The following is a 26,408-nucleotide window of genomic DNA, read 5'->3' as shown; positions in this document are numbered from 1 at the left end:
TTTTTCAACCTGGCTTGAATACAGCATGTGTAAACCAATGGTCATAACTACCTCTGCTTATCTATTATTTCAATTTTAAATGATAATTATTAACTAAAGCTTAAAAACTGTAGTTAATTTTGGCTTGTAAATCAGTTTAACGCATCTGTTGCTGAAGCTGAGAAATTTAATGGAGTTTAACCAGATGATAATTAAGGGTACCCTAACAGGTGCTGAATACATTTACATTATAAATGGTTATATGTCATATGTTATTCACTTAAGGTTTAATTCAGAATAAAATGACTGCTCCTTGCGTTTGGCAGGCAATATCATGACTCTGGTTTCATTGTTAGGTGTTAAATCTATATTTGCTGGGATGTATGTTGGTTCAGTAGCTTATACGCATTTTCGCGGACGTGTTCGATTAAATTTTCTGCGCCAGTTAACTGATCATTCCAGTTTAATGGCTCCAATTAATGCAATAATGTACCTTTTTTCTTCTGTGCCCAAGACGCCTTATTTAAACGTAAACCAGTTTCCCGAACTTAAGGTATTGCGTGAAAATTGGCAGGTGATTCGGCAAGAAGCGGCTGCATTATACCAAGGGGGATATATTAGCGCTTCGGACAAGCACGATGATATTGGTTTTAATTCCTTTTTTCGGCGTGGATGGAAACGATTTTATTTAAAATGGTATCAAGATCCGATGCCTTCAGCCGCAAAGCTTTGTCCGAAAACCCTTGCATTAATTGAAAGTATTCCCAATGTCAATGCAGCCATGTTCACTTTGTTACCCAAAAATAGCTTTTTGTTCAAACATCGTGATCCTTACGCAGGCTCCTTGCGCTATCATTTGGGTTTGATTACGCCAAATTCTGATAAATGCTGTATCTATGTGGACGGGCAAATGTATGCCTGGCGGGATGGCGAAGATGTGTTATTTGATGAGACGTTTGTGCATTATGCTGAGAACCAAACAGAAGAAGATAGAGTTATTCTTTTTTGCGATATAAGACGACCGTTAACAAATCGTTGTGCTGATTGGTTTAACCGTTTTTTCAGCCGCACCGTGATGAAAGCAGCTTCCAGTAAAAATTTGCCCACAGAACCAGTAGGTTTTATTAACCAAGTCTTTAAATATTTATATCAAATCAGGATGCTAGGGAAGCGATTAAAAACGTGGAATAAGGCTTTCTATTACCTGGTTAAGTATGTGTTATTTGCCTCAATTTTTTACTTTATCTTCTTTTAAAAATTTCAAAACCATCTCTTTCCTAAATTAAGTAAACAGCTTCTTTAATTGACAATTAGAGAGGCTGCTGTTTTACTGAAAATAGGACATTTAAATCATGGATGCTCAAGCCAAGGAGATGGTGTCATGCTCAATTGCGAACACATACAACAATTAATAGCAGGTTGTCGAAAATTGGGATTAAGCGGGGTAGTGCGCAAGTTAAATGTACTATTGCAAGATATAAACGTCGATTTTGTTACGCAAGGAGAATTTTTAGGAAGTAATGGCAATCCTGCTATTTTTGTCAACGAGCAGACGTATAAACTCTTAAGTAAATTCCACCCCACCTGGAAAAAAAACAAAACAATTGTTATTAGAGAGCATGATTTTCATAACCCCCATATCGCCTTAATTACCAAAATCGGAATGATTGTGCATGAATTAGGGCATGCTTTTAACGTTGAGGCGAACCTCCCAAATTCGGAATGCAATGCTTATATATTTGAAGTAGAAGCACTGGCCCATCTTTACAAAAACAAAAAAGAATTACTCTATGGTTGCGAGAAAAAAGATTTACAGGATTATTTTAATGCTCGTCTACCTATTTATCGAAAATCAATTCAAAAAAATAATAAAGATAATAAAGACATTGAATATTTAGAGACGCTTGTAAAAAAAATTGAGCAAGATACCTTGCTGGAGGAGAAAATAGCAAGGGAAAAAGAAACCCAGGTATTGCTTAAATTTTCTTTACTGCATAGACAAAGACAAAAATTTCACCAAGACATAGCAAACGAGCAGGAAAGTTTTTTTATGGAAAAAAACTTATACCTTGTTGCTAAATAAAAAATCGTCTTCAATATCCATTTTGCACCGGTCTGTTAATTCTGACTCAGGAGGTAAGATTCCATTACTTATAATAAATTTCCCGAATGACTCATAGCTTTGCAGATGCCTGAATTCTTCAAGAGTCAGCAAATTTTTATATGCTGGCACCCAAAGTAAAAAATATACTAAATTGGGTTGACATTCCGCTAAGCCCAAAATCCAATGTGGAAGATTCTTTGGCGTTTGCTCGATTAAAATATTCATACACTCTTTGTCATGCAAAATTGCAAACCCATCTTTCTCATTGGCAATAATATGGGATAACAGGAGATTAAAATTCAGTTCGTTGCTTTTGATTCTGCTCAATCTTTCCGTAGAGTTTTCTCGGTGGGTGCTTAAAAAGAATGAAGAAATTCCGGAGCTGCGTTTTTCGTCGCGTATGCAAGTATATTGCATAAATAATTGAATAATTTCCGTGGGCAATTGAGAAAACAACATGGTGTTTCTCCTTAATTAATTTCTAGCATCATTAATAATGTCTTAATAATTACCAATTATACTTGCCAGTGATCATAGTACAAAACGGGCTATTCGCTTTATTAAAAAGAATTACGTATGAAATCAATCGGTACTTTATTCGGCGAATCTAGGTTACTTGCAAAATCCATTGACCGTATCAATATAAGCCCCGAGCAAATCGATTTTGCTGGCTGGAATGCTGAAGCAAAATTATTATGTAGTATGCAAGGTTCTTGTTTATCTTCAGCTACTTTATTAGTCAAAGGTAAATACGTACCTACTTATGGGATAAATGGGCGCTGTTATGGGTTTCTCTTCAATGCGGAGCAATGTTTTATTTATGATGTAAGTTCAAAGGATTCAAATTCAAATCGTATAACAAAACTCGAAAAAAGAAAGTTAAACAAAGGCATAGATTTACTGGCAAAGAACGAATTAGGCTTAAAAACCTTGGATGAATTAAGTACAGAAATTCAACTTCAGGATCCCAAGGAATTAAATGAAGTCTTATTGGATTCCTGGAAACATTCTTGTGTAGGTTTATACGTAAGATATTTGGAGAGCACTCAAGACCAAAAACATTTTTACACTTCTTTGCTGGAAATTCGGCTGATACAAAAGTACTTAATTCAAAAATTTAGTTTCCCAACAGATTTCCCAATATGTTTATATAATGAAAAACTTGGTAAATTAATGAGATTTCCCGCAGATACTGAACTTAAATTATATGCAAGAATGCAGGGTATTCATGCAAAAACACAACCTAAATTATTTGATTTATTAAGTGATGAATACCAATTTAGCTTAGAGCCGTCCCCCCTTACTGTGGAAGCTTATCTTAAGCATCATGAGATGGCTAGGGAATTTACGCCTGAGCTCATCAATAAAATGTTGAGAAAATTAACATCACTCTTTATCCCTTTTGATGGTAGAAAAGTAGATGTAACGAGCATTGGTAAAGAGAGTGTCGATTCGGTTTCAGGAATAGCTAAGGAGCAAATCGAGAATATTATTCAGGATTATATGGCGAATACGCCCAAACATTCTCCCTTGTTAGCCAAAGAAAGTTTTTTTAAGTTTAAGACAGAGTTGGGTTCACCTATCCTTGCGGGACAACAAGAAATTGCCTTTGAAAATTTAAAATATACCTCGCAGTAATCGTAGTCTTAAGCTAATACACGTTCTGTCTTGCCGCTTATAGTGTTACAAATCAATTAATCGAGCGAATTGCGTCAAACTCTTTCTCTAAATCGGAATCATAAGCAGGATAAACTGCCTTGTCGGGTTTCTCCTCTCCTTTCGATTCATGCACGTCTTCTTGTTCTTTTCGCCGCGGCATTTGTTCATACGATTTTTTCTTGTCCATAAAATAACTCCATTATTTACTTGCCTATATTAATCATAGTGCAAAATTTGATTGGCATGCAGCACTTTATGACAAGTCCATTAGTACATTTTTCTTTTAATGACCTATAGTTATAAAACTATGGTTACTGAGATGCACAGTCAGACGCTTGAAAAAAACGACCCACAGGCAAAACAATGGCGAATGCTATTAGTTTATAATATGTATCGTCTGCTAAGCATTGGCGCATTATTTGGCTTTTTTTGGTTGGATCATTATAGCCACGCCGATGCAATTGTTTATCTAAGCGCTTTGGGTTGTTATTTTATTTTTGGCCTGCTCTTTTTATATGTATGGTATAAAAAATCGCTAAAGTTTGAGCAGCAAGTCGTCTATTCAGGCACTGTGGATGTCGTGGTCATGGTGCTTTTTATTCAAACGATTGGTTATATCCAGGCCGGTCTTGGCATCTTATTGAATGCCTTTATTGCTGTTTTGAGTATTTTGGTTCCCGGTCGTTTAGCGATTTTTTTTGCAGCCATCGCAAGCTGTATGTTGTTGGGAACGAGCCTTATTCAATATGGTACTGGCGTCCATGATGATTTACGACATTTTTTCTCCACGGGCATTTATGGGGCAAGCTTTTTTGCGACCGCTTTAACAGCCTGGTATCTTGCCAGTTGGGTAAAAAGCAGTGAGCAATTGGCCCAGGCGCGCGCCAAGGAACTTGCGAATGTACAACGGCTTAATGAATACATCGTCGAGCGTTTACAACATGGTGTTATTTATGTAGATCCCAATAAACAGGTCAAATTAATCAATACAGCTGCCCGCCGCTTTTTCAATTGGAGCGAAAATACCGGAAATCTCAAGTTACGTGATTTATCTTCCGCCCTGTATGATAAGTACTTGCAATTTTTGTCACATTCAAAAACAGCAGGGCAATCCGCCCAGACTACAATTGATAATCCCTATCTGCAAGTGCATTTTTTCCCGGCTTCTTATGGTAGCCAAACAGCTGTTTTGATGATTTTAAATGACATGACGCATATTGCTCAGCAAGCACAAGAATTAAAACTTGCTTCGCTGGGCCGTTTTTCTGCAAGCATAGCCCATGAGTTGCGCAATCCGCTCGGTGTAATCGCTCATGCGGTACAATTGTTAGGTGAAGAGAAAGAGTTAAGTGGAGAAGATCTACGGCTTAAGCAATTGATCATTAATAATTGCGATCGGATGAATCGCGTTATTAAAAACGTTTTGCAAATGTCCAGAAGACAGCAGGCTCAACCGGAAACAATTGAACTAAATTCATTTCTCAAGCAATTTAAACACGATTTTTGTCTTATTAATCCATGTAACCTTATACTTAAATCAAGCAAGGAAAAAAGAAAAACCGTTGTATTTGATAAAAGCCAACTGGAACAAGTGTTAATAATCTTATGTGACAATTCCATGCAGCACGGGCGTAACCAGGCTGGAGAAGTAGATATTACGCTGGAGATTAAAGATAAGACAAATAAGACTTTATTGCTGATTTCCGACACAGGACTGGGCATCCCCAAAAAAATACGCAATCATGTTTTTGAGCCATTTTTTAGCACAGTAAGAACAGGCTATGGGATGGGGTTGTTCATAGCAAAAGATTTATGCGAAATTAATCAAGCCAAGCTTGATTTTGTTGAATGCGAAATCGGATGCTGTTTTGCCATTAGTTTTAATCCAGATGATGAGATTCGCTTATGAATGCAAAAGTTCTCGTTATTGATGATGAGCCAGATATCCGTGAGTTATTATCGCTGACCTTGAAAAGGATGGGATTAGAATGCGATGTTGCTTCAAGCTTTACAGAAGGCATTAAGGCTATTGATAAAAATGAATATTTTTTAACGCTAACCGATATGCGGCTTCCCGATGGAGATGGTTATGAAATTGTTCGTTATATCCAGCAAAATAAACCCAAATTACCTGTAGCAGTCATCACGGCTTATGGAAATGTAGAGGGGGCTGTAAATACGTTGAAAGCAGGCGCGTTTGATTATGTATCGAAGCCCGTTGATTTGGCCATGTTAAAAACGTTAGTCGAAACAGCGCTACGTATGTACCATCGCCCGGAAACTCGGGATGAATTATTGCTCGGCGAAAGCGCTCCTATGCAAGCCTTGCGCGAAAGCATTTACAAGCTCTCACGAAGCCAAGCCCCTGTGTTTATTCAAGGTGAATCAGGCGTTGGAAAAGAATTGGTCGCGCGTTTAATCCATGCTTATGGCCCAAGAAGTGAAGCACCTTTTATTGCAGTGAATTGCGGGGCTATTCCGGCAGAGCTCATGGAATCGGAGTTTTTTGGGCATAAGCGCGGTAGTTTTACCGGAGCGTTTGCAGATAAAAAAGGATTATTCGAAGCAGCACAAGGGGGAACGCTTTTTCTCGATGAAATTGCCGAATTGCCTTTGGTGATGCAAGTCAAGTTGCTGCGAGCCATTCAGGAAAAAGCAATTAAACCCATTGGTGAATTGAACGAAATTCCTGTGGATATACGAATTTTAAGCGCCAGTAATAAAAATTTACTGGATGAAATTGCCGCGGACCGTTTCCGGCAGGAATTGTACTATCGAATTAATGTCATTGAATTGCATGTGCCCACCTTGCAGGAAAGAGCAGAAGACATTCCTCTACTGGCGAACAATATTTTGCAAAAATTAGCCAGGGAACAGGGTCGTGAACCGCCTCAATTATCAAAATCTGCGCTTGCAGCACTGCGAGGTTATTCTTTTCCGGGTAATGTACGGGAACTGGAAAATATTCTTGAGCGGGCGATGACATTAAGTAATGGCAATATTATAGAGCAGGTGGATTTGCACTTCCCGCAATCTGTTCCCGCTCAATCGGCGGCAGCAGGTTCTGAAAAAAAATTGGACTTAAACAGCACGCTACTAGGGCGTGTTTTTAAAGTTTTTCAAACTATTAAAAATCTGATAAAAAGCCTCCATAGTGAAAATGGAGCAAATGGATGTCAAGATTTGTTATTGATGACAAAATGTGGAACAAATTAGAACAATTACTGCCATCTCCTAAAGGTCGCCATGGGGAAAATGATCGATTATTTATTGAGGAGCATGATTCCCATATTTATAAAGAAAGGAATCATGTCGAACGATTTTTTAACAGAATAAAAGGTTTCAGAAGAATTGCTACGCGGTATGATAAAACTGCCGCCATGTTTTTAGGTGCATTAATTGTAATAGGTATTTTGCTGTGGCTGAAACTTTAAAAACACGCCCTAGAGCATGAAAAAGAACTAATACTTGATGCGCTGGAGAAAACTCGCTGGAACCGCACGGCAGCAGCTCGGCTGTTAGGGATAAGTTTCCGTACTTTACGCTATCGCCTAAAAAAATTGGGGCTTGATTAATTATTGGGTGCGAAAAATTCATTAGGGCCTGCTGAAATTCACTTGCCGCCTGACCATAGCTGAAGCTGGGGTGGCAATTTATCAGGAACCTGTTAATAAGTTTGCAGGTTTCTCTACTCATAGAGAACAAGACATGGATTGGTATAGCGGTTGCTGAAATTACCAGCAAGATTTATATGGTTAGGAGTTATCCATCAATGCAGCGCGTCGCTAAAAACATTTCAAACATTGGCAATGGGAAATTAATTTAATTGAGAGAACTCAATCGAATGGCATGTCGTGTAAGAAGAGTTTCCTAATGATTTGACCTAATGGATGCCGCGAACAAGCCTCGGCATCCATTAGGTGAATTGTTAACAATCTTAATCCTTTTGCAAAAATCGTATTTCTTCCATTTTCGCGGTGATGCGTGCTTGCAGTAATGGATCGTGTTTTGCCATTTTTTTAGCCAAATGCAGCTGCGCCAAAGCGCCAGTTTTTCTACCCTGGAGCAATTCGCATTGTGCTTGGGTAAAATAAGCATAATCTTTGCGGTGAGATGCGGCTTGCGCTTGGGCGAGTTGCTGGCAAACGGGCAAATCCTGTTTGAATTGCCGGCTTGCTTTCAAAAGAATGCTGACCGCTTGTTCAGGTTTATTTGCAGCCATTAAGCCTTGGGCATAATTTACAATTGCTGCGTAATTATCTGGATAATTATTTTGTAGTTCATTTAATCTTTGCAGGGCTGAGTCGAACTGATGCAAACCAATTTCAGCCTGGGCTAGGGCGATGACTAAATACAAATTATCCGGATTCTGCTGCAGCAAGGGGAGCAATTTCTCCTGTGCTTGTTGATATTGATTTATGTTTAGAAACACCAGTGCACGGCCATACTGGCAGGCCGTATCATTATTATGTTTTCTACATTGGTTGGCATAATAATCCAGTAAATTTTTATAATCATTCGATACCGAAGCGCGTATTAATTCTTTAAATAAATGATAATCGAGGCTATTAGGATAAGTTTTTTTGACAATGTGCTGGCTGCGATTTTCCGCTTCCGCGATGCGGTCCTCATCTAAGGGATGGGTGCGTAAAATGGCGGGTACATTGGCTGTGTAATAATAACGGGATTGCATTTGCATTTTTTTAAAAAAACTGGCCATAGCACGCGGGTCCAAGCCAGATTTAATCAACATATTAATGCCGATACGATCAGCTTCTTTTTCATTTGAACGAGTAAAATTAATATTATCTTGGGCAATACCTGACAAGGAAGCCATCAGAGCGCCGCTTCCCAGTATGGGATTGACTACCCCTAAGGCGAAAGAAGCAAGAACAGATGCCAGCATGGGAATGCGCATTTGTTTTTGATGTTCCAGCATGCGATACAGGTGATGCAATCGTACGTGTGCCATTTCATGCGCCATAACCGCAGCCAATTCGCTTTCATTTTCCGTTGCCAGAATTAACTGCGAGTTCATGCCGATGTAGCCGCCTGGGCCGGCAAAAGCATTGATTTCGTTGGATTTAACGATAAAAAAATAGGGAACCGGTAATTGTGAGCTGCGGGCTAATCGTTTGGCCAGATGATTTATGTATTGGCTTGCCAAAGGATTGCGCAGCACGCTATTTGCTTGGTTGATTTGTTGTATAAATTCTTTTTCCAATTCATCCAGTTCGCGATTGGTATAAGCTGAATAAGCGTGTGCCGCAGTGCTATGCAGCTGCAATTCACAAATCAAAATAAGACATAAAATTGCTGCCATGCAGTTTAGTAAGCGCTTTTTAAAGCAGGATGTTGAATACTTGCTTTTTCGCAACAAATTCATGAGTCTACTCAAAAATTGAATAATTTGTTATCATATGTGCACTTTTCAAGGGTGATTGAACTATGCACAAACAGTTTTTACTCGCAGCTCTCGACCAAGCCTGGCTTGGGCGTGGGATTTGTGCACCCAATCCCAGCGTCGGTGCAATTGCAGTACAAAACGGAAAGATTATAGCACAAGCCTGGCATCAAGGAGCAGGAACTCCGCATGCTGAACAAGCTCTATTAGCCCGCCTTGAACCTGCTCTTCCGGGTATCACGTTGTATGTCACGTTAGAACCTTGCAATCATTGGGGCCGGACACCTCCTTGCGTAGAAGCCATTATTAAATATGGAATTCAAAAGGTTGTATATGCGTATTCTGATCCTAATCCCGTAGTCATTAACAATAATACTCCGGAATTATTGAGAAAGCAGGGTGTGGAAGTGGAGTATTTTCCTCTGCCTGAAATTGCTCTTTTTTATCAAAGTTATCAACGATGGACTTGTACTCACAAGCCTTTTGTGACATGTAAAATAGCCCAGACTCTGGACGGTAAAATTGCAGGTAAACAAGGTCAGCAGCTTTGGCTTTCCAACTCCCTATGTGCAGAGTTTACTCATAAAAAGCGGCAATGCAGTGATGTTATCCTGACTACTGCCCGCACCATTAATGAAGACAACCCGCGTTTAAACGTTCGTTTACCAGGTGTTCAGGCTGCAAAACATGTGGCAATCATCGACAGGCAAGGAGTTTTAAATCAGCATGCTAACGTCTTGCAAACAGCCAAACATTGCCACATTTATCATGATGAGCAAATTCAAATGTCAACGCGGCATAAGAATGCTTCTTATTACCCAATGCCGACTTTACATGGGGAAATGGATATGCAGGCCGTGATAAGTCATTTGGGACATCTGGGGTATCATGATGTTTGGGTTGAGGCTGGAGGAAAATTATTTACGTCCTTACATAAGTTAGGGCTGGTGGATCGAACTTATATTTATATCGTCCCTTTTCATTTGGGAACAAAGGCGGTTTCAGCTTATACGAGCGAGGAAGCTTTTAGACGAAATTGCGCGATAACATGGAAACCAATGGGCGATAATATGATAGTATGCCTGGATTGGGAAAAGGCTGCAGAGAAGGAGCAGGCATGTTTACAGGATTGATTGAAGTGCAAGGCGAAGTTCTTGCAAATGTGCAAGGAGAAATTGCTAATCGTTTATTGATAAAAGCAGAATTAGGCGGGTTAAAAACAGGAGAAAGCATTGCAATTAATGGCGTGTGTTTAACTTTATTGCCTGATACGAGCCAAGGGTTAGCATTTGACGTATCTCCTGAAACATTAAAATGCACTTCTTTGGGCAGCCTTAAGCAAGGTGATGCAGTAAATCTAGAGCGGGCTATGTTGGCCACTGCACGCTTTGGCGGCCATTATGTAAGCGGGCATGTAGATACCACTGTTACATTAAAAAATATTGCGCCGGTAGGGGATTATATTGAGATGATTTTAGGGGACTTTTTGGCGGAGGAGTGTAAATTTCTTTTACCTAAAGGCAGTATTACCCTGGAAGGAGTAAGTTTAACCATTAATGCAGTTAAGAATCATTGCGTCAGCGTTTTATTAGTGCCACACACTTTGGCTAAAACAACACTGGGAGCACGCCAACCCGGTGATCGTTTGAATGTTGAATTTGACTATATGACCCGCATTGTAGCGCATCAATTAAGCTTACTTGATTTGCCGGCTTTAACTGCTTAAAGTCCGCAAATGGCTTTGGCATTTTCTTAAAAAAGTGAATTGCATGGCCGGCAGTTTGGCAGTCAATCATTGTGTTGAATTTTTCAAGATTTAAGTTGAGAGCTTAGGCTCTTAGGGTTTTTAAGAGGTTATTATGACAAATCCTTTTACCACCATTGAGCATGCCATCGCAGAGCTTCAGAGGGGTGGTATGGTGATTCTGGTTGATGATGAAGATCGAGAGAATGAAGGCGATCTGGTTATTGCAGCCGAGCATGCTTCTGCAGAAGCGATTAATTTCATGTCCCGTTTCGGCCGTGGCTTGATTTGTTTGTCTATGGAGGGAAAACTGATCGATAAGCTTAATTTATCGATGATGGCCAATCATAATCGCTCACCATTTGGTACTGCTTTTACCGTCTCGATTGAAGCTGCAACTGGCGTATCCACCGGTATTTCTGCGCAAGACCGCGCCCGCACTATTCAGGTAGCCATTGATCCTGAAAGTGGCCCGAATGATATTATCTCGCCAGGACATATTTTTCCTCTGCGGGCACGGGATAAAGGGGTGCTTGAACGTGGGGGGCAGACGGAAGGAAGTGTGGATTTGATGAAGTTGGCCGGTTTAACACCAGCCGCCGTTATTTGTGAAGTCATTAATGATGATGGCACGATGAGCAGGCGAGATGATCTCCTGGCATTTTCACAACAGCATGCAATTCCAATGGCCACAATTAAAGACTTGATTGCTTATCGGATCCGTCATGAACGATTGGTGGAAGAAGTTGCTTCCAGCCGTATTCCCTTGCATAAATATGGGAATTTTACTATGGCGGTTTTTACCAATCAATTGGATAGTGCAGAACACTTTGCTTTGCTTAAAGACCCTGTAATTCCCAACCAAGTACCTTTAGTTCGTATTCATTCTGAATGCATTACCGGCGATGTTTTTGGTTCCTGCAAATGCGATTGCGGCTCACAACTGCATCAGTCCCTGGAGATGATTGCTAAGGAAGGAGGCGTACTTATTTATTTAAGACAAGAAGGCCGCGGTATTGGATTGGCCAATAAATTAAAAGCATATGCTCTACAGGAGCAGGGGCTGGATACGGTTGAAGCCAATTTAAAATTGGGGTTGCCTGTGGATAATCGTGACTATGCAATTGCTTTTCAAATTTTAAAATATTTGGGTATTGATGTGCTGCGGTTAATTACGAATAATCCTCAAAAAATTACTGCAATTAGCAATTTCGGCATCAAGGTTTGTGATCGTGTCCCCCTGTCGATAAAACCTACCCCTGAAAATCAACATTATTTAAAAACAAAAAAAGAGAAGCTTGGGCATTTACTTGCAATTGAATAGGAGCAGTTATGAATTACATCCAGGGAATTCCAAATGAAACTAATCGTTTCCCAATTGCAATTGTGATAAGCCATTTTAATTATGAAATCACACGGGAATTGTTGCAGGGGGCGATGAAGCAATTACAGCATTACGGGTTTACTGAGCAGGATATCACTGTGGTGGAGGTTCCAGGAGCAGTAGAAATTCCAATCGTTGCCAAGCGTTTAGCTAAAAAAAAGCAACATCAAGCCATTATTGCCTTAGGCGCGGTGATTCGCGGAGAAACCACGCATTATGATTATGTATGCCAACAGGTAAGCCAAGGTTGCCAAATGGTAGCTTTGGAGTTTGAAATCCCAGTGGTTTTTGGCGTTTTAACCACGGAAAATGAGGCGCAAGCATGGGATCGCCTGGGGGGAAAACATGGCCATAAAGGAATGGATGCTGTGGATTGTGCTTTATCCATGCAATCTGTTTTAGGACAATTGGCATAAAAATCGTAAAGATTTCAGATGATATCTATTGCAAGGATACACTTGGGTTATTACTTTGCGCCAAAAGGGTATGTTCTTTTCCTGACTTTTGCATGCGTTTAACACATCCATATCTGCCAATTATGCGGAAACCATCGTTAATTTTGGAAATTCTGTGTTATTTCTGTTCTTTATTTGATAAAATAAGCCCCCGTTTACATGCATCTATCAAATTATCCGCTTATCCGCGGCTTAGCATTGCAACGGGATTTCTATGACAAATTATATTTTCATCACGGGCGGGGTTGTGTCTTCGTTAGGCAAAGGCATTGCTGCTGCTTCTTTAGCCGCCATCCTAGAAGCGCGCGGTCTTAGAGTGACTCTAATCAAGCTTGATCCTTATATTAACGTTGATCCAGGTACGATGAGTCCTTTTCAGCATGGTGAAGTTTTTGTTACACAAGACGGAGCAGAGACTGATCTGGACTTAGGGCATTATGAGCGTTTCGTGCGCACTACCATGACAAAATTAAATAATTTTACTTCGGGTAAAATATACGAAAATGTCATTAAGAAAGAGCGTCGGGGCGATTATTTAGGCGGTACAGTTCAAGTTATTCCACATATAACCAATGAAATTAAGCGTTGCATAAAACTCGGTGCGGATAATTTTGATATCGCGATGGTTGAGATCGGCGGTACTGTGGGAGACATCGAATCCTTACCATTTCTTGAAGCCATCCGTCAAATGCGGATAGAACTTGGTTCACAACGCTCGTTGTTTATTCACTTGACTTTGGTTCCTTATATAGCCACATCCGGTGAAACCAAAACCAAGCCTACGCAGCATTCCGTAAAAGAACTGCGTTCAATCGGTATTCAGCCTGATATTTTAATCTGCCGCTCTGAACAGCCTCTTTCCAGTAATGATCGCGGCAAGATTGCCTTATTCACCAATGTGGAAAAAGAAGGGGTCATTTCTTTACAGGATGCGAAAAGTATTTATCAAATTCCCATGATCCTGCATGAGCAAGGCTTGGATGAAATTGTTGTTAAAAAATTAGGCATGAGTGTCAAACCTGCTGATTTAAGTGAATGGCAGAACGTTGTGAAGGCACAACGCCAGCAAAATATGACGGTAAAAGTTGCCATGGTTGGCAAATACGTTGAATTAAATGACGCTTATAAATCCATCAATGAAGCTTTGCTGCATGCCGGTATCCATACGCAAACCCGTGTGGAAATCACTTACATTGATGCAGAACTCATTGAAAAGCATGGCACTTCCTTGCTTGAAAATGCAGATGCGATTTTAATTCCTGGTGGTTTTGGTGAGCGGGGCGTTGAAGGTAAAATATGTTCCATTCAATATGCCAGGGAGAAAAAAGTTCCTTTCCTTGGCATTTGTCTCGGCATGCAGGCTGCGGTCATTGAATTTGCCCGCAATGTAATTGGATTGGCAGGAGCCAATTCCACAGAATTTAACAAAGAAACAGCGTACCCTGTCATAGCGTTAATCAGTGAATGGCAAGCGGCAGACGGTAGTTTAAATGTGCGCACTGAAAACAGTGACCTGGGGGGCACTATGCGCCTGGGTGCCCAATTGTGTAAATTGGAACAAGACTCATTGGCTTTTAAGGCATATGGAAAACCGCAAATTATTGAGCGCCATCGCCACCGTTATGAAGTGAATAATTTATATGTGGATGCGCTTGTAGCACATGGACTGATTATTTCAGGGCGCTCAGCGGATGATAATTTGGTCGAAATGGTTGAATTAGCCGAGCATCCGTGGTTTCTAGCCTGTCAGTTCCATCCGGAATTCACTTCTACCCCAAGAGACAGCCACCCATTGTTTAAATCATTTGTTTTGGCCGCTCGTAATTATCATCAACAACATAGGGATAAAGTATGAAATTATGTGGTTTTGAAATAGGCATAGATGCCCCACTGTTTTTAATCGCCGGCCCCTGTGTCATTGAAAGTGAAGAGCTTGCCATAGAAACAGCAGGATACCTCAAAGAAATTTGCGATCAATTAAAATTGCCTTTTATTTATAAATCCTCTTTTGATAAAGCTAATCGTTCTTCAATGAACAGCTATCGGGGCCCAGGGTTTGAAAAAGGGCTGCTTATCCTTGAAAAAGTAAAAAAACAAGTGGGTGTGTCTGTATTAACTGATGTCCACGAAGATACTCCGCTTTTGGAAGTTTCAAGCGTAGTCGATGTACTGCAAACGCCTGCTTTTTTATGCCGGCAGACTAATTTTATTCAAAATGTAGCGGCGATGAATAAGCCCGTTAATATTAAAAAAGGCCAATTTTTAGCCCCGTGGGAAATGAAGCATGTGGTCGCCAAAGCCAAAGCATGCGGGAATGAGCAAATTATGGTATGCGAACGTGGGGTAAGTTTTGGTTACAATAATTTGGTTTCAGACATGCGTTCATTGAAAATCATGCGTGAAACGAATTGTCCGGTCGTTTATGATGCCACTCACTCCGTACAATTGCCGGGTGGAAATAACGGCGTATCCGGAGGGCAGCGCGAGTTCGTTCCGGTATTGGCACGCGCCGCAGTGGCAGCTGGGATAGCCGGTATCTTTATGGAAACTCACCCAAATCCTGATAAAGCTTTAAGTGATGGACCTAACAGTTGGCCGCTAGATAAAATGAAAGATTTGCTGGAAACTTTGGTTGCTTTGGATGCAGTTTTTAAGGCTAAGGGCGAGTTTAATTTGTAAAGCCAGATTGATCCATTGGCAGATTGTAAATTTTTTATCGAAAAACCCTGCAGACAGGATTAAACCATACTGCCGTTGCCGACCTGGTAAGTACAAGCAGCTATTTATCCAGGTCTTAGTTAGGTTTCGATAAGCATAGATCATCGCAGGGATTATGCTTATTCCGCTACTTATTTCCAAGCTTGTCCATGCAGGATAACCAATTTTATCTGTGAAGATTCGGCACTGACTAATGGCTCTTGTAAATCACATTGAGTTTCGCGGCGCGCTTGGCGAATTCCGCTACATGGTTAGTAGGCATGGCAGTGACAAAAAATCAAATTATTTGCCAATTTTTATAATTTATAAACATATTTTCTAATTATTTCAATGTATCCATCCCTGCTTTTCTGCATCAAAATAATCTTTTTTGCTTAAAATTATAACATTTAATATAATTTAGAATATTTATATTAAAAAGATTATCTATGTACCCTGCAAGCTTTTATTACCTGCAAACAGGCGGCTTGAGCTATAGCCATACACCGCAGGGAGAGTTAAATGTCGAGCGCCTGCTGCAGCAGAAAGCTTACTGGCAAATGGCAAATGCGGGCAGTTTGGAAAAGAAAACCATCATTTTAGCCGATTGGAGCTTTAACACAGCGTCGGCATGGAAGAAATGGCAGGTGCAGCAAAAGCTTGCCCAGCTGGTGGCGGATGGATTTAATGTCTATGTATCTCTGAATGAAAATGAGTTGATGCCTCTGCAAGAGTTTATTTTTCTGGCTAATAAACCTCAAGTTATTCCGCAATTCCCACAGGATGTAAAAAAAAGCGTGTATAAGCATTTGGGCGTTTTGCCGGAGCAGATACACATTCTTGATGATCATACACTCACTGAGTTGATAGACCCGAGCCGTTTTAACCCAAACGAACGTGAAATTTCTGTTGCCTCGGTAAGAAATCTTTCAAAAGAATTAAAAACTCGACTCATCAAAATTCTAAAAGTCGCCAAACCCGCATTGACGCGTGTAATTGATGATCAATTCATATTATGTAGGGACCATACTCGAGGGCGGCCAACACGATAAACCCGGTTTTTTTATCATCGGCACCCAAAACCCGGTCACCATGGCAGGACGCCGCAAGCCCGGCAACGCACTCGCCAGGCGCTTGCTTAAAACCGAGCTTGACGAGTACAGCCGCGAGGAAATGATTGACGTCTTGCAGCATAAACAAATCAATCCGGCAAACGCCACCCTCATGGTCGATGCTTATCTTGCCAAGCTCAACGAAGCCCGCGAGAAACGCCTCGAGCCGCCGCCTGCGTTCAGGGATTTAATCCGCGTGGCTCATCATGAAATCAATGCCCACAGCAAAGCTCAAACACCCACACAACAACAGGGGGTAAGAGCAGCCGAAGCAATGGGAGAAGCTGCATTACCGCCTACAGAAGAACAGAAACCCTCGCCTTCTTCTGCAGCCGCCGAGGAAAACCTGCCGTCCGAAGCGCCCAAAACACCCCCTGTGGAAGAAAATACAAACCCTGGGCAAGCAGTGCATGACCCGCTAAACCAGGAAAAAGAATCTCGGGAAAAAGAAGAGGCAGAGATAAATAAAAAATTGGCGCATTACCAGCAGGAATGCGTGCAACAGATTAAGCGCTTGAGCTATTATGCAGGCAACACCACGGTCAATACAAAAATCAGCTTGCTTGAAGCAGGCAAGAATTTACTCGATGCCGAGTTTGGCACGGCCCAAGAGAAACTGGACAATTTTTATACCCACATCAAAACCAATCAGAAAGAACTGGTCAAACCACACAGCAGCATCCCCAAAGATATCGGCAAAGGCCTCCTAGTCTTCGTCGGACTCGTCCTTGGCATCGTCCCAGGTATCCTCCTCTACAGCCGCTTCTTCTCAGCCTCAAGGCCCACCACAACAGGGGAAAAAATCGTCGAGCCGGTGAAAAAAGATGATGGGCTTATGCCCTAGCATTGCGGCTCCCAGTGAATTATTGCTGGGGGCACACCCCATATGCTAGAAGTTTTCCTCGTCAGAGCGGAAATAAAGGCATTTCTAGTGAGTAGGCTTTGCATGTATCTTTACTTTGTAGAGTAATGAATTTATATGCAATACTCGCCATCCCTGTAATTGCAAATGTATTGAAAACAATCTTTAGATGAGGATTGAGGTGGTTAGATAAACATTCGCTATAAAATAGTAGATGTTGAGTTGTAGTAAATAGAGGGTAGTTAGTGTGGGTGAAGTCAATTCCGCGTGTTAACTCTGGCGGAGAGACAGGGATTCGAACCCTGGGAAGGTTGCCCTTCAACGGTTTTCAAGACCGCCGCAATCGACCGCTCTGCCATCTCTCCGCCGGCAATACTATTATAACCATAAGGCATTTGCAATCATTTTTTTATCTTTTCTTTACAGTTTTGCTTTTATGGCAAATATCGCTCACTATTTAATAAAAAAGGCTTTTTTTAGAGCAATAACAGTGTAAACTCAATTACTTATGCATTCGCAAAATACATAGCAATCGGTATAATGGCGGCATTTGCGGTATGGCTGTTGGGGTCACCGAGAGTTGTAATAGGTATGTTTATGAAACTAATTAAGATATTCTCAATATTAATTTTACTGTCGACGCTTACAGGATGTCCCAAATGGTGGGGCGGCGGTGATGACGAAGAATATAACCCTTTTCAAGGTGTGTCAGCGAAACAACTCTATACTGAAGCCAAGCAAGCTTTAGCAAAAGAAGAATATGAAAGTGCAATCAAACGGCTGGAAGCATTGGAAACCATGTACCCATTTAATGATTATGCAGAAAAAGCAGAGCTTGAGCTGGTATATGCCTATTATAAAAAAGGCGATTATCCTTCCACAGCAGCGGCTGCCGACCGTTATATTCATCTTTATCCGCGGGCAAAGAACGTAGACTATGCATACTATTTGAAAGGATTGGCCAATTTCCAGCAAACCCGTGGCACGCTTGCCAATATACTGCCCATCGATGAATCATGGCGCGATCCCGGTACGCAATCGCAAGCATACACTGATTTTGCTACGCTCGTGCAACAATTTCCAGACAGCCGCTATAAGGCCAATGCTTTACAACGGATGATTTATTTGAGAAACCTTTTTGCACAGCGGGAGTTAAATGTAGCCAATTATTACTACTCACGTAAAATGTACGTCGCTGCCATTGAACGGGCCAGCTATTTGATTAAGAATTATCCGCAGGCGCCGAGCGCAAAACCTGCTTTGGCCATCGTTTATCATGCCAATGTTGCTTTGGGGCTAACCCAGGCAGCGGATGATGCATTGCGGGTGTATGAAGCCACATACCACAGTAAACCTGCCGCAGTGACGATGAGTGAGTAGTAATATTTTGCTAAGATTTCTGAATAGGCGGGCTTAAGTTTTATCCAGACGATATTTCATAACCCGGTTATTGCAAACTAACCGGGTTGCCTCTGAGAGCTAAAGAGCTAATTCTATGCCAGGAACGATGTGGTCGGTAGTTTTTTCTTTATTTACTAATGCCTTAAAGACGTCATTGAGTAACGCATGTAATTCGCCGGCAAGTAAAGTAAGGGCAGCATCCTGTTGCTGGCGCTCTTCTTCAAGTTCACGAATTTCTTGAAATTCATCCACCAAATACTCTAAGCATTTTATACGTTTTAAAGTTAAATCCTGCGTTAGGGTAAATTGTATGCGCTCGTTCCAAATCAAGGAAATTTCCGCTGCAGCCAGGCCCTGGGATATCAGCGTAGTAATTTCTTCAGATGGCAGCTCATATCCCTTGCAGTTAAAGCGTTTTTTCTCATCATCCAATGCAAAAAGCAAACAATCTGATGCTAATTGAAATACTTCTGGCAGAGTAGTTGCATCATTCAGCCAATGTGCAAATTTAATGGATAAATTTTCTTCATATTCTATGGGATCGATGCGTATGCCAGGTATTGATTTCCTCAGCAGAGAAACCAACTGTAGCGCTTGATTACTGCTGGAAGTATTAACAATCAAACGTTGCGCTGCCGTATCGAATAAGGCGAATAGGCGTTTCTGCAAGCAAAAAGATTTAGGCAGCAATTCAAACTCCAACTCTTCTGCCATCTGTGCTTTTTCAGCCCGCTTCATGCTGCGCCCGTGCTGGGTTTCCCAAACCTGCACGCGTTCCGCAAGAATGCGCTTAATGACTCCCCGCGGTAAAATACGCTCCTCTTTACCCAGGCAAATGAGTGAACCGCCTGCTACTTCCTGAATTAAATCTTCACCTGTGACAGGCAGCCAGCCATATATAAAGCGGGCATGAGGCGGGCAAGGTTTCAGTCTTTCTTCCGCCAAGGCAATCTGCAGATCCACAGGCTTTTCAAGTTCGTATTGAAAAAATTGAGCATTATTAAACCACATGGTAACTCCCGAAAAAAAGAGCGATGCTAACATGAATCCAGTGCATTCGCGACGGAACTTTCTTACGGTTTTATGGTAGGAAGTTATTCCCTAACAAGAAAAAACGTTTTAAATTAAATATTTATTAGCCATAGTCTGCAATGCTAACTAAATTTTGTTATTTATTATTGTTTTTTTCGCAGGGGGTTGCTGCTTCACCCTGGTGGACTGGCCCTTTACTAGCTCCTGCAGGAAAAACAATCCCCCAGGGGCATGTTAATTTTGAACCCTATGCTTTCTATACACTTTATGCTGAACAATTTAGAAACTTTGAAGCACTGCCCATCGTGACCTTGGGAATTCTGGATTTTTTAGATATACAAGCTTCTGTCCCCTATGATGTGAGCTGGAAAGGAGGGCAGAGCGGTAAGGATTTTGGCGATTCAAGCTTTGGGGTGGGCTTGCAGCTTTTTAGGCAAAAAGAAAATTCTTGGGTGCCCAATGTGCGGTTATTGGTCCAAGAGATTTTCCCTTCTGGAAAGTTTAACCATTTAAATCCAAATAAATTGGGCACAGATCAAACTGGCATTGGTTCTTACCAAACTTTAGTAGGCCTTAATTTTCAGAAATTAACGCATTTTTATGGCGAGCATTATTTGCGCACGCGCTTGGGATTGGCTGTGGTTTCGCCCAGTGATGTTCTGGTCGAGGGCTTCAATGCCTTTGGCGGTAGCCCGACTACGCATGGAAAAGTAAAGCTAAATAATAGTTACTCAGTGAATTTGGCTTTTGAGTATTCGCTAACTCAACATTGGGCTCCTGTCTTTGAATTGCTGTATACGGAAACCGGGACATCCACGTTTGCCGGTAATCCCGGTTTTACTCCAGGTGGTGCTGTAGGCAGTATTGGCAGCGGGGGCAGTAGCAATATTTCTTTGGCACCGGCATTGGAGTATAACTTTAATGAATCCATAGGAATTATTGCAGGGGTATGGTTTTCAGTGACTGGTCCTCACGCTGCGAGGTTCGTGTCCAATGTCATTGCTCTTAATATTTATTTCTAGGAATATTACGCTCTGCCTTGAGCCTGATGCTGGCGTGGTGTAGATTAGCTGCTTTTGTTGTGAAGAAATTATGAGACCCGTTATTCATTTATCCTCCAGCAAGCAAGGTGCTGTGCGTCGAGGTCACCCGTGGATTTTCCCTAAAGCAATTCAGCGTCATAGCGGAAAGCTTAGCACCGGCGAGTTAGTGGACGTGTATAGCGCCGAAAGCGAAAGTATTGGGGTAGGCGTTTACAATGAACATTCCTTGTATCGAGTGCGGATGTTGGCGCAAACATTTGAATCGCTCAACACGGATTCATGGGAGGGATTAATTGCTGAGCGGTTGCGCCAGGCTCTACTATTGCGTAAAAGCTTGGACTTGCCTAATGCAACAACTACAGCTTACCGATTATTCAACAGTGAAGGAGATGGGCTATCCGGTTTGACCATCGATCGGTTTAATCACATCAGTGTGGTTTCCAGTACCGCCTATTGGGTGGAAGCCCATAAGGAGATAATATCAAGTTGCCTGCGTGCGCTTTTGCCGCATGATGAAGTGATTTGGCTGCCGCAAGTCAAGTCCCTGGCGCAAGACGGATGGGAACGGCCAGAGCAGCAAGTGGTTTCACATGTGGAAAGAGTGTTGGAAGCAGGCGTGGTTTATCAGGTGGATTTTTCCGATGCACAAAAAACAGGGCTTTTTTTAGATCAGCGCGAAAATCATCAGCGCATTGCAAATTTGGCAGCAGGAAAACGCGTTTTGGATCTTTATTCCTATACGGGTGGCTTTGCCTTACATGCGGCAAAGGCTGGGGCGATAAAAGTCACGGCTGTTGACAGTTCAGCGCAAGCAATTGTTTTGGCGAAAAAAAATGCTGAATTAAACGGCATTGACTTTATTGAATTTATTGCGGCCGATGCACGCAATTATTTAGATAAAGCAAGCGAGTATGATTTAGTCATTTTAGATCCTCCTAAATTAGTTCCGTCACAACGGCATGTGCAAAAAGCTAAAAATTATTACCGCTTTTTGCACCGGGAACTATTTAAGCACATGCGTTCCGGCTCACTGTTGCTCACGTGTAACTGTTCATCTGCCTTATCTATGCAAGAATTTACTGAGTTGGTTAGTTTACAAGCTTTGGCGGTTAATAAAACAGCACGAATATTAGGGGTTTTTGGCCCAGCAAGCTGCCATCCGACCTTGGCATTTTTTCCCGAGGGGCAATACCTAACCGCTGTGTTAGTGGCGTTGGTTTAAAACTTATAAGGTTAAGGAGAGAAACGTGTTATTGGATAAAGCGCATTCGTGTTTACTGTTGGTCGATGTTCAGGAAAAACTAACACCGCATGTAGTAAAGTCAGATGAACTGGTAGCGCGTTGCCATTGGTTATTACGCTTGGCACATGAGGTGCAAGTTCCTGTATTGACCAGCGAGCAATACCCGCAGGGTTTGGGCGGCACGGTTTCTCCCCTGAAAGAATGTGTTGCTAATCAAGTTTGTACGAGTAAGGTACATTTTTCCAGCTATTGTGATTCTGCTTTTGTTGAGCATTGGCAGGCTACAAAACGCTCGCAAGCGGTTATCTGCGGCATTGAAACCCATGTCTGCGTTTTACAAACGGCTATGAAAATGAAAGAAGCCGGAATTGATGTTTTTGTAGTGGCCGATGCAGTCAGCAGCCGTCATGAATTGGATCATGAATATGGTTTAAAACGCATGCGAGCTCAAGGCATTCAAATTCTAACCGCTGAAATGGTTTTTTTTGAATGGGTTCGCAAGGCAGGTACACCTGAATTTAAAGCGCTTAGCCAGGCGTTTTTACGGTAGTTAAAGAAAAAGCATGTTGTTAAGGAGAAACACATGAATCTGGATAATCAAATAGCAATCATAACGGGTGGTAATTCCGGAATGGGGCAAGCTTGCGTGCAAGAGCTTAGCCGGCGCGGGGTGCGTGTCGTTATATGGGATAAACATATTGATGTTGCAACAGAAAATGCATTTGCTTGCGATGTAAGCTTAGCGTCTGATGTTGAAAAGACTTTGCAAAAAACCATTGAACACGTTGGCATGCCAAGAGTATGCATTAATTGTGCAGGCATTGCACCTGCCAAGCGCATGGTTGGTAAGGAAGGCCCTATGCCGCTTGATGCATTTAAACAAGTGATTGAGGTAAATCTAATAGGAACTTTTAATGTCATGCGAGTGGTGGCTGATGTCATGAGCAAACTTTCCCCGCTGGAGGATACCTTGGAGAGGGGGGTAATTATTAACACCGCGTCCATCGCCGCTTATGAAGGACAAATTGGTCAAACAGCTTATAGTGCATCAAAAGGAGGGGTCATTGCTTTGACTTTACCTGCCGCGCGTGAGTTGGCCCAGTTTGGAATTCGCGTCAATGCAATTGCGCCCGGATTGATTGCCACACCACTACTTTTAAATATGCCGCAAGAAGTTCAGGACAGTTTGGCCGCAACTATCCCTTTCCCCAAGCGCTTTGGAAAGCCTGAAGAATTCGCTTCCTTGGTGGTGCATATAATTGAGAACAGTATGATCAATGGCGAAGTGATACGTTTGGACGGTGCTTTACGGATGCAGCCACGCTAAAATAAAATGCCTCTTGTTTTCTGAGTCAAGAGGCATGGTGCTCGGGTGATATGACAGGTCAAGCCGTTTCTGCTTCGGTGAATACTTGATATTCCATGAGCTTGGAGGCAATTTTTTGACTTTGTATTTGATAACTTCCAGAGAGAAGGTCTTGTTTGATTTTTTGAATTTTGGCTTGATTCGTGCCTGCATCGTGAAAAATCAAAGCTTTTAAAGCATCCAATTGTTTCGCTGAAGCGTCGAAATCCAAACTGTTTAAAAATTCTTGCGGAACAGCATTATCCTTATCTTGCAGAAAGTTGAGCGAGCCAGGTTTATCTGTTTTATTGACCATAATTAGTATCCCTCAATATCACCCGACTTAATTATCGTTCTCTCAAGAAAAATCTTTAATAAATTTTGACATTTTTATTAAACAACAATTTAGGGCGTGTTTTTAAAGTTTCAGCCACAGCAAAATACCTATTACAATTAATGCACCTAAAAACATGGCGGCAGTTTTATCATACCGCGTAGCAATTCTTCTGAAACCTTTTATTCTGTTAAAAAATCGTTCGACATGATTCCTTTCTTTATAAATACCATACTTTCTAAGGAGCAATTGATATGCGTTGCTACAATACTGAGATCCTCTATCAGAATGATGAACAATGTAACCATCCCGTAAAATAGGTGTATTCCTGATTAGAGTTCTCCGTCGTAAACTATGTATGAGGAGAACATCGATGAAGAAATCGCGTTTTACAGAAACACAGATTGTTAAAATACTGAAAGAAGTTGAAGCAGGACGACTGATGAAGGAAGTTTGTCGTGAATACGGCATTTCTGATGCGACCTACTACAACTGGAAAGCAAAATATGGTGGCCTGCAAGTATCCGATGTAAAACGTCTAAAAGAGCTTGAAGAAGAGAACCGTCGTCTGAAACAGATGTATGCTGAACTGAGCCTTGACCACAAAATCCTGAAGGATATTGTCGAAAAAAAGCTGTAAAGCCAGCTGTGCGGCGAGAGTTGGCCGATTATGCAGTAAATACCCATGCAGTAAGTTTACGCCGTGCTTGTCGGGTTGTGGGTATCAGTGACTCGGTTTATCGATATAAACCTGATAAGCAGCGTGATGACAATGTGATTTTGGCTCTGCAAGTAACATCTGAACGCTATCCGGCATATGGCTTTAGCAAATTGCTTAAAGTGTTACGTCGCCAGGGCCATAGCTGGAACCATAAACGTGTTCATCGCGTGTATTGTGAACTGAAACTGAATATACGGCGGAAAGGAAAAAAGCGGCTTCCGAACCGTTCTCCCGACCCGTTGTGTGTGCCAATGGCCATGAATCAGTGCTGGTCTATGGATTTCATGTGTGATGCATTGATGTGCGGGAGACGCTTCAGGACATTTAATGTGGTAGATGATTTTAACCGCGAGGTACTTGCGATTGAAATCGATCTCAGCTTGCCAGCACAGCGAGTAATTCGAGTATTGGAACGAGTGGTTGCTTGGCGGGGATTGCCTGCCAAATTACGCATGGATAATGGTCCTGAATTTATCTCAAGCGCCTTGGCCGATTGGGCAGAACAACATCAGATTCAGTTGGAGTTTATTAAGCCCGGCAAACCCACACAGAATTCATTTGTTGAGCGATTCAACAGGACCTATCGTACAGAAATATTGGACATGTATGTATTTAAAAATTTACACGAAGTCAGAGAACTGACAGAAAAATGGATGAGGGAATACAATGAAGAAAGACCACACGATTCACTGGGTGATTTAACGCCATGGGAATATTTGGCTAAAAAACAGGCGAAAGACTCTAATTTAGGCTGCCACTAAAAATGGGATGTTTACACAACCATGCAGAAAGAGAATTGGTATCAAAATGAGGATCTAAGGGATGAAAAACCTTATCTATTACAAACTTTCGATGCTTCGGTGCTGTTTTTTCGTAAACTACGGGCTCGTTGTCTTAGCGCAGATTTGTCCATTTCCCTCTCCCCAACCCTCTCCCGCGAAGGGCATCATCATACTATCAAAGCTCCTATCGCGGGAGAGGGGGTAGATCGAAGTGAATAGAAAAATTTGTGCTCAATTTAAGATGAAATCTTGTCTAAAAAACTTTAGGGACGTTGCCTAATTTAATTAATCAAATGACCTAATTTCATTGGGTAATGCAAGCGTGCATAAATGCTAAGTGATTATAGGAAACTCGGGGCGACAAAACGGGTTATTGCTCAACTGAGGCGGTGGTGTACGAAATCATGCCATCGTAGTTCTGTTGAAAATAAGAACAATATACTGTATAATAATTGGCTTATTTATAAATACTTTAAACACAAAGGTAAATTATGACGAAAAGAAACTCTAACCCTAAAGCCAACCGCCCTGTAGTTGAAAATCAATTCGTCTTCAGATTTAATCAAAATACGCAACAATTAGGTGATGCTCGACCGCAAGTGCAGCGCGCACCAAGAACAACAAACCCAGACCGCTCCAGCTCAAATTCCCAGCAGCAAATAGGTGATGCTCAACTGCAACGTGCAGCAAGAGTAGCAAACGCGGTTCATCCTGGCGCGAATCCCCCGCAGCAGACTAACATTTCTCCACAGCATACCATTGTACAGAATTTTTATATTAACAATCATTATTACGCTGCAGCTGAAGATTCCGCGTCGAATTCAAGCACAACCCAGCAAACTTTTTTTGGGGCTTCTGGAAATTCTAACCCTAACCTTTCAATGCAACAAAGCCCTTCAGTAACACCGAATACAAGACCTACTATCATGGCAAGTGCTGAATCTCAAAGGATTAAAATTTCCAATTTGGTCAATGCTGAAACGGTTAGCGAGAAGGCATTAGACCTCTTAACCATCCGTACCTTGACCGAGGCGTTTCAAACCCCACCGAGAAATCCGGAAGAAACGGAGATGGACACAGAAATGCTCTTACCTAAATTTTGTTAAA

At 41.6% G+C, this 26,408-nt stretch carries 28 protein-coding genes, 1 tRNA gene and 1 pseudogene; 23 read left to right on the top strand and 7 right to left on the bottom strand.

Annotation, left to right across the window (positions count from 1 at the left end; genetic code table 11):
• The first annotated feature begins 313 nt into the window (after positions 1–313).
• Together NKV53_RS03100 and NKV53_RS03095 are read left to right on the top strand one after the other, a co-directional pair.
• Positions 314–1,234 carry an aspartyl/asparaginyl beta-hydroxylase domain-containing protein gene (locus NKV53_RS03100; RefSeq protein ID WP_199739175.1) on the top strand — a complete coding sequence of 307 codons (921 nt, stop codon included), beginning with the start codon at positions 314–316 and terminating at the stop codon, positions 1,232–1,234.
• A 126-nt stretch (positions 1,235–1,360) separates the two neighbouring features.
• A complete protein-coding gene (locus NKV53_RS03095; protein WP_126955016.1) occupies positions 1,361–2,062 on the top strand; it encodes a hypothetical protein in 702 nt (233 codons plus the stop codon).
• On the opposite strand, the gene NKV53_RS03090 is transcribed toward NKV53_RS03095, so the two are convergent.
• On the bottom strand, positions 2,042–2,542 hold the full coding sequence (locus NKV53_RS03090; RefSeq protein WP_253350669.1) for a hypothetical protein: 501 nt from the start codon (positions 2,540–2,542) through the stop codon (positions 2,042–2,044). The genes NKV53_RS03095 and NKV53_RS03090 overlap by 21 nt on opposite strands.
• A gap of 117 nt (positions 2,543–2,659) precedes the next feature.
• Here NKV53_RS03090 and NKV53_RS03085 point away from each other — a divergent pair, with 117 nt between their 5' ends.
• Positions 2,660–3,721 (top strand): hypothetical protein, encoded by a 1,062-nt coding sequence (locus NKV53_RS03085; protein WP_126955014.1) that lies wholly within the window; start codon positions 2,660–2,662, stop codon positions 3,719–3,721.
• A 52-nt stretch (positions 3,722–3,773) separates the two neighbouring features.
• On the opposite strand, the gene NKV53_RS03080 is transcribed toward NKV53_RS03085, so the two are convergent.
• Positions 3,774–3,929, bottom strand: a complete 156-nt coding sequence (locus NKV53_RS03080) for a hypothetical protein (RefSeq protein ID WP_158615200.1) — start codon at positions 3,927–3,929, stop codon at positions 3,774–3,776.
• Positions 3,930–4,061: 132 nt separating this feature from the next.
• Between NKV53_RS03080 and NKV53_RS03075 the strand changes: the two genes are divergently transcribed.
• From NKV53_RS03075 to NKV53_RS11875, 4 genes are read left to right on the top strand one after another with little or no spacing between them, the layout of a single operon-like run.
• A complete protein-coding gene (locus NKV53_RS03075; protein ID WP_127033597.1) occupies positions 4,062–5,651 on the top strand; it encodes a nitrogen regulation protein NR(II) in 1,590 nt (529 codons plus the stop codon).
• Positions 5,648–6,958, top strand: coding sequence for a sigma-54 dependent transcriptional regulator (locus tag NKV53_RS03070; RefSeq protein WP_305884780.1), 1,311 nt, complete (start codon positions 5,648–5,650; stop codon positions 6,956–6,958). Before NKV53_RS03075 ends, NKV53_RS03070 begins: the two co-directional genes overlap by 4 nt.
• Positions 6,916–7,176: a transposase gene (locus tag NKV53_RS11985; protein ID WP_371923153.1), complete on the top strand. Its 261-nt coding sequence runs from the start codon at positions 6,916–6,918 to the stop codon at positions 7,174–7,176. Before NKV53_RS03070 ends, NKV53_RS11985 begins: the two co-directional genes overlap by 43 nt.
• 30 nt (positions 7,177–7,206) lie before the next feature.
• The gene (locus NKV53_RS11875; protein ID WP_371923166.1) at positions 7,207–7,317 is read left to right on the top strand and encodes a helix-turn-helix domain-containing protein; all 111 of its coding nucleotides are present in this window, start codon (positions 7,207–7,209) and stop codon (positions 7,315–7,317) included.
• Positions 7,318–7,679: 362 nt separating this feature from the next.
• Here the strand turns inward: NKV53_RS11875 and NKV53_RS03060 are convergent, their stop codons facing one another.
• Complete coding sequence (locus NKV53_RS03060) at positions 7,680–9,065, bottom strand: M48 family metalloprotease (protein WP_127033591.1); 1,386 nt, start codon at positions 9,063–9,065, stop codon at positions 7,680–7,682.
• Between the two features lie 125 nt (positions 9,066–9,190).
• On the opposite strand from NKV53_RS03060, the gene ribD reads away from it, so the two are divergent.
• The 8 genes from ribD (at position 9,191) to NKV53_RS03020 (ending at position 17,382) form a co-directional block, all read left to right on the top strand.
• On the top strand, positions 9,191–10,279 hold the full coding sequence (gene ribD / locus NKV53_RS03055) for a bifunctional diaminohydroxyphosphoribosylaminopyrimidine deaminase/5-amino-6-(5-phosphoribosylamino)uracil reductase RibD (RefSeq protein WP_127033588.1): 1,089 nt from the start codon (positions 9,191–9,193) through the stop codon (positions 10,277–10,279).
• On the top strand, positions 10,264–10,872 hold the full coding sequence (gene ribE / locus NKV53_RS03050) for a riboflavin synthase (protein ID WP_127033585.1): 609 nt from the start codon (positions 10,264–10,266) through the stop codon (positions 10,870–10,872). The genes ribD and ribE overlap by 16 nt, the downstream gene beginning before the upstream one ends.
• 133 nt (positions 10,873–11,005) lie before the next feature.
• On the top strand, positions 11,006–12,214 hold the full coding sequence (ribA, locus tag NKV53_RS03045; RefSeq protein WP_126955041.1) for a GTP cyclohydrolase II: 1,209 nt from the start codon (positions 11,006–11,008) through the stop codon (positions 12,212–12,214).
• 8 nt (positions 12,215–12,222) lie between these two features.
• Positions 12,223–12,690 carry a 6,7-dimethyl-8-ribityllumazine synthase gene (gene ribH / locus NKV53_RS03040; protein ID WP_126955042.1) on the top strand — a complete coding sequence of 156 codons (468 nt, stop codon included), beginning with the start codon at positions 12,223–12,225 and terminating at the stop codon, positions 12,688–12,690.
• Positions 12,691–12,943: 253 nt separating this feature from the next.
• The gene (locus tag NKV53_RS03035) at positions 12,944–14,584 is read left to right on the top strand and encodes a CTP synthase (protein ID WP_127033582.1); all 1,641 of its coding nucleotides are present in this window, start codon (positions 12,944–12,946) and stop codon (positions 14,582–14,584) included.
• Positions 14,581–15,408 (top strand): 3-deoxy-8-phosphooctulonate synthase, encoded by an 828-nt coding sequence (gene kdsA / locus NKV53_RS03030; protein ID WP_253350668.1) that lies wholly within the window; start codon positions 14,581–14,583, stop codon positions 15,406–15,408. Before NKV53_RS03035 ends, kdsA begins: the two co-directional genes overlap by 4 nt.
• Positions 15,409–15,875: 467 nt before the next feature.
• Positions 15,876–16,478, top strand: coding sequence for a hypothetical protein (locus NKV53_RS03025; RefSeq protein WP_253350667.1), 603 nt, complete (start codon positions 15,876–15,878; stop codon positions 16,476–16,478).
• Complete coding sequence (locus NKV53_RS03020; RefSeq protein ID WP_253350665.1) at positions 16,426–17,382, top strand: hypothetical protein; 957 nt, start codon at positions 16,426–16,428, stop codon at positions 17,380–17,382. Before NKV53_RS03025 ends, NKV53_RS03020 begins: the two co-directional genes overlap by 53 nt.
• A gap of 295 nt (positions 17,383–17,677) precedes the next feature.
• On the opposite strand, the gene NKV53_RS03015 is transcribed toward NKV53_RS03020, so the two are convergent.
• Positions 17,678–17,765 (bottom strand) — tRNA-Ser (locus tag NKV53_RS03015).
• Positions 17,766–17,997: 232 nt separating this feature from the next.
• Here NKV53_RS03015 and NKV53_RS03010 point away from each other — a divergent pair.
• A complete protein-coding gene (locus NKV53_RS03010; protein WP_126954570.1) occupies positions 17,998–18,780 on the top strand; it encodes an outer membrane protein assembly factor BamD in 783 nt (260 codons plus the stop codon).
• 99 nt (positions 18,781–18,879) lie between these two features.
• Here the strand turns inward: NKV53_RS03010 and NKV53_RS03005 are convergent, their stop codons facing one another.
• Positions 18,880–19,812 (bottom strand): recombination-associated protein RdgC, encoded by a 933-nt coding sequence (locus NKV53_RS03005; RefSeq protein ID WP_126954569.1) that lies wholly within the window; start codon positions 19,810–19,812, stop codon positions 18,880–18,882.
• Positions 19,813–19,952: 140 nt separating this feature from the next.
• Between NKV53_RS03005 and NKV53_RS03000 the strand changes: the two genes are divergently transcribed.
• The 4 genes from NKV53_RS03000 (at position 19,953) to NKV53_RS02985 (ending at position 23,446) form a co-directional block, all read left to right on the top strand.
• Positions 19,953–20,855 carry a hypothetical protein gene (locus NKV53_RS03000; protein ID WP_127057548.1) on the top strand — a complete coding sequence of 301 codons (903 nt, stop codon included), beginning with the start codon at positions 19,953–19,955 and terminating at the stop codon, positions 20,853–20,855.
• Between the two features lie 70 nt (positions 20,856–20,925).
• On the top strand, positions 20,926–22,098 hold the full coding sequence (locus NKV53_RS02995) for a class I SAM-dependent rRNA methyltransferase (protein WP_127033731.1): 1,173 nt from the start codon (positions 20,926–20,928) through the stop codon (positions 22,096–22,098).
• A 25-nt stretch (positions 22,099–22,123) separates the two neighbouring features.
• A complete protein-coding gene (locus NKV53_RS02990; protein ID WP_126954566.1) occupies positions 22,124–22,669 on the top strand; it encodes a hydrolase in 546 nt (181 codons plus the stop codon).
• A 33-nt stretch (positions 22,670–22,702) separates the two neighbouring features.
• Positions 22,703–23,446: an SDR family oxidoreductase gene (locus NKV53_RS02985; RefSeq protein WP_126954565.1), complete on the top strand. Its 744-nt coding sequence runs from the start codon at positions 22,703–22,705 to the stop codon at positions 23,444–23,446.
• Positions 23,447–23,504: 58 nt separating this feature from the next.
• Here the strand turns inward: NKV53_RS02985 and flgM are convergent, their stop codons facing one another.
• Together flgM and NKV53_RS02975 are read right to left on the bottom strand one after the other, a co-directional pair.
• Positions 23,505–23,780 carry a flagellar biosynthesis anti-sigma factor FlgM gene (gene flgM, locus NKV53_RS02980; protein WP_126954564.1) on the bottom strand — a complete coding sequence of 92 codons (276 nt, stop codon included), beginning with the start codon at positions 23,778–23,780 and terminating at the stop codon, positions 23,505–23,507.
• 102 nt (positions 23,781–23,882) lie between these two features.
• A pseudogene (locus NKV53_RS02975) lies at positions 23,883–24,026 on the bottom strand (IS5/IS1182 family transposase); the annotation flags it as partial.
• Positions 24,027–24,171: 145 nt separating this feature from the next.
• Between NKV53_RS02975 and NKV53_RS02970 the strand changes: the two are divergent.
• The 3 genes from NKV53_RS02970 (at position 24,172) to NKV53_RS02960 (ending at position 26,407) form a co-directional block, all read left to right on the top strand.
• Positions 24,172–25,280, top strand: a protein-coding gene (locus NKV53_RS02970) for an IS3 family transposase (protein WP_233579874.1) whose coding sequence is annotated in 2 segments (ribosomal slippage) — positions 24,172–24,424 and positions 24,424–25,280 — 1,110 coding nt in all. Because the reading frame shifts where the segments join, the coding sequence is not laid out codon by codon here.
• A gap of 21 nt (positions 25,281–25,301) precedes the next feature.
• Entirely contained in the window at positions 25,302–25,520 is a 219-nt protein-coding gene (locus NKV53_RS02965; protein ID WP_253350663.1) for a hypothetical protein, read from the top strand.
• 272 nt (positions 25,521–25,792) lie between these two features.
• Complete coding sequence (locus tag NKV53_RS02960; protein ID WP_127032697.1) at positions 25,793–26,407, top strand: hypothetical protein; 615 nt, start codon at positions 25,793–25,795, stop codon at positions 26,405–26,407.
• Position 26,408 lies beyond the last annotated feature (1 nt).

Origin of the sequence: Legionella sp. 27cVA30 (assembly GCF_024160945.1) — a bacterium.
GTDB lineage: Bacteria > Pseudomonadota > Gammaproteobacteria > Legionellales > Legionellaceae > Legionella_A > Legionella_A septentrionalis.
The sequence above is the reverse complement of the archived record's forward strand: the minus strand, read 5'-3'. Positions and strand labels throughout refer to the sequence as shown.

Bases quoted from the DNA above. Each gene is read 5' to 3' on its own strand.
- NKV53_RS03005 (WP_126954569.1), bottom strand. From the start codon at position 19,812: ATGTGGTTTAATAATGCTCAATTTTTTCAATACGAACTTGAAAAGCCT.
- NKV53_RS02985 (WP_126954565.1), top strand. From the start codon at position 22,703: ATGAATCTGGATAATCAAATAGCAATCATAACGGGTGGTAATTCCGGA.
- NKV53_RS03095 (WP_126955016.1), top strand. From the start codon at position 1,361: ATGCTCAATTGCGAACACATACAACAATTAATAGCAGGTTGTCGAAAA.
- NKV53_RS03080 (WP_158615200.1), bottom strand. From the start codon at position 3,929: ATGGACAAGAAAAAATCGTATGAACAAATGCCGCGGCGAAAAGAACAA.
- ribE (WP_127033585.1), top strand. From the start codon at position 10,264: ATGTTTACAGGATTGATTGAAGTGCAAGGCGAAGTTCTTGCAAATGTG.
- NKV53_RS03070 (WP_305884780.1), top strand. From the start codon at position 5,648: ATGAATGCAAAAGTTCTCGTTATTGATGATGAGCCAGATATCCGTGAG.
- NKV53_RS03035 (WP_127033582.1), top strand. From the start codon at position 12,944: ATGACAAATTATATTTTCATCACGGGCGGGGTTGTGTCTTCGTTAGGC.
- NKV53_RS03000 (WP_127057548.1), top strand. From the start codon at position 19,953: ATGCTAACTAAATTTTGTTATTTATTATTGTTTTTTTCGCAGGGGGTT.
- NKV53_RS03085 (WP_126955014.1), top strand. From the start codon at position 2,660: ATGAAATCAATCGGTACTTTATTCGGCGAATCTAGGTTACTTGCAAAA.
- NKV53_RS03020 (WP_253350665.1), top strand. From the start codon at position 16,426: ATGATCAATTCATATTATGTAGGGACCATACTCGAGGGCGGCCAACAC.
- kdsA (WP_253350668.1), top strand. From the start codon at position 14,581: ATGAAATTATGTGGTTTTGAAATAGGCATAGATGCCCCACTGTTTTTA.
- NKV53_RS11985 (WP_371923153.1), top strand. From the start codon at position 6,916: ATGTCAAGATTTGTTATTGATGACAAAATGTGGAACAAATTAGAACAA.
- flgM (WP_126954564.1), bottom strand. From the start codon at position 23,780: ATGGTCAATAAAACAGATAAACCTGGCTCGCTCAACTTTCTGCAAGAT.
- NKV53_RS03100 (WP_199739175.1), top strand. From the start codon at position 314: ATGACTCTGGTTTCATTGTTAGGTGTTAAATCTATATTTGCTGGGATG.
- NKV53_RS02965 (WP_253350663.1), top strand. From the start codon at position 25,302: ATGCAGAAAGAGAATTGGTATCAAAATGAGGATCTAAGGGATGAAAAA.
- NKV53_RS03075 (WP_127033597.1), top strand. From the start codon at position 4,062: ATGCACAGTCAGACGCTTGAAAAAAACGACCCACAGGCAAAACAATGG.
- ribA (WP_126955041.1), top strand. From the start codon at position 11,006: ATGACAAATCCTTTTACCACCATTGAGCATGCCATCGCAGAGCTTCAG.
- ribH (WP_126955042.1), top strand. From the start codon at position 12,223: ATGAATTACATCCAGGGAATTCCAAATGAAACTAATCGTTTCCCAATT.
- ribD (WP_127033588.1), top strand. From the start codon at position 9,191: ATGCACAAACAGTTTTTACTCGCAGCTCTCGACCAAGCCTGGCTTGGG.
- NKV53_RS03025 (WP_253350667.1), top strand. From the start codon at position 15,876: ATGTACCCTGCAAGCTTTTATTACCTGCAAACAGGCGGCTTGAGCTAT.
- NKV53_RS02960 (WP_127032697.1), top strand. From the start codon at position 25,793: ATGACGAAAAGAAACTCTAACCCTAAAGCCAACCGCCCTGTAGTTGAA.
- NKV53_RS03060 (WP_127033591.1), bottom strand. From the start codon at position 9,065: ATGGCAGCAATTTTATGTCTTATTTTGATTTGTGAATTGCAGCTGCAT.
- NKV53_RS03090 (WP_253350669.1), bottom strand. From the start codon at position 2,542: ATGTTGTTTTCTCAATTGCCCACGGAAATTATTCAATTATTTATGCAA.
- NKV53_RS03010 (WP_126954570.1), top strand. From the start codon at position 17,998: ATGAAACTAATTAAGATATTCTCAATATTAATTTTACTGTCGACGCTT.
- NKV53_RS02995 (WP_127033731.1), top strand. From the start codon at position 20,926: ATGAGACCCGTTATTCATTTATCCTCCAGCAAGCAAGGTGCTGTGCGT.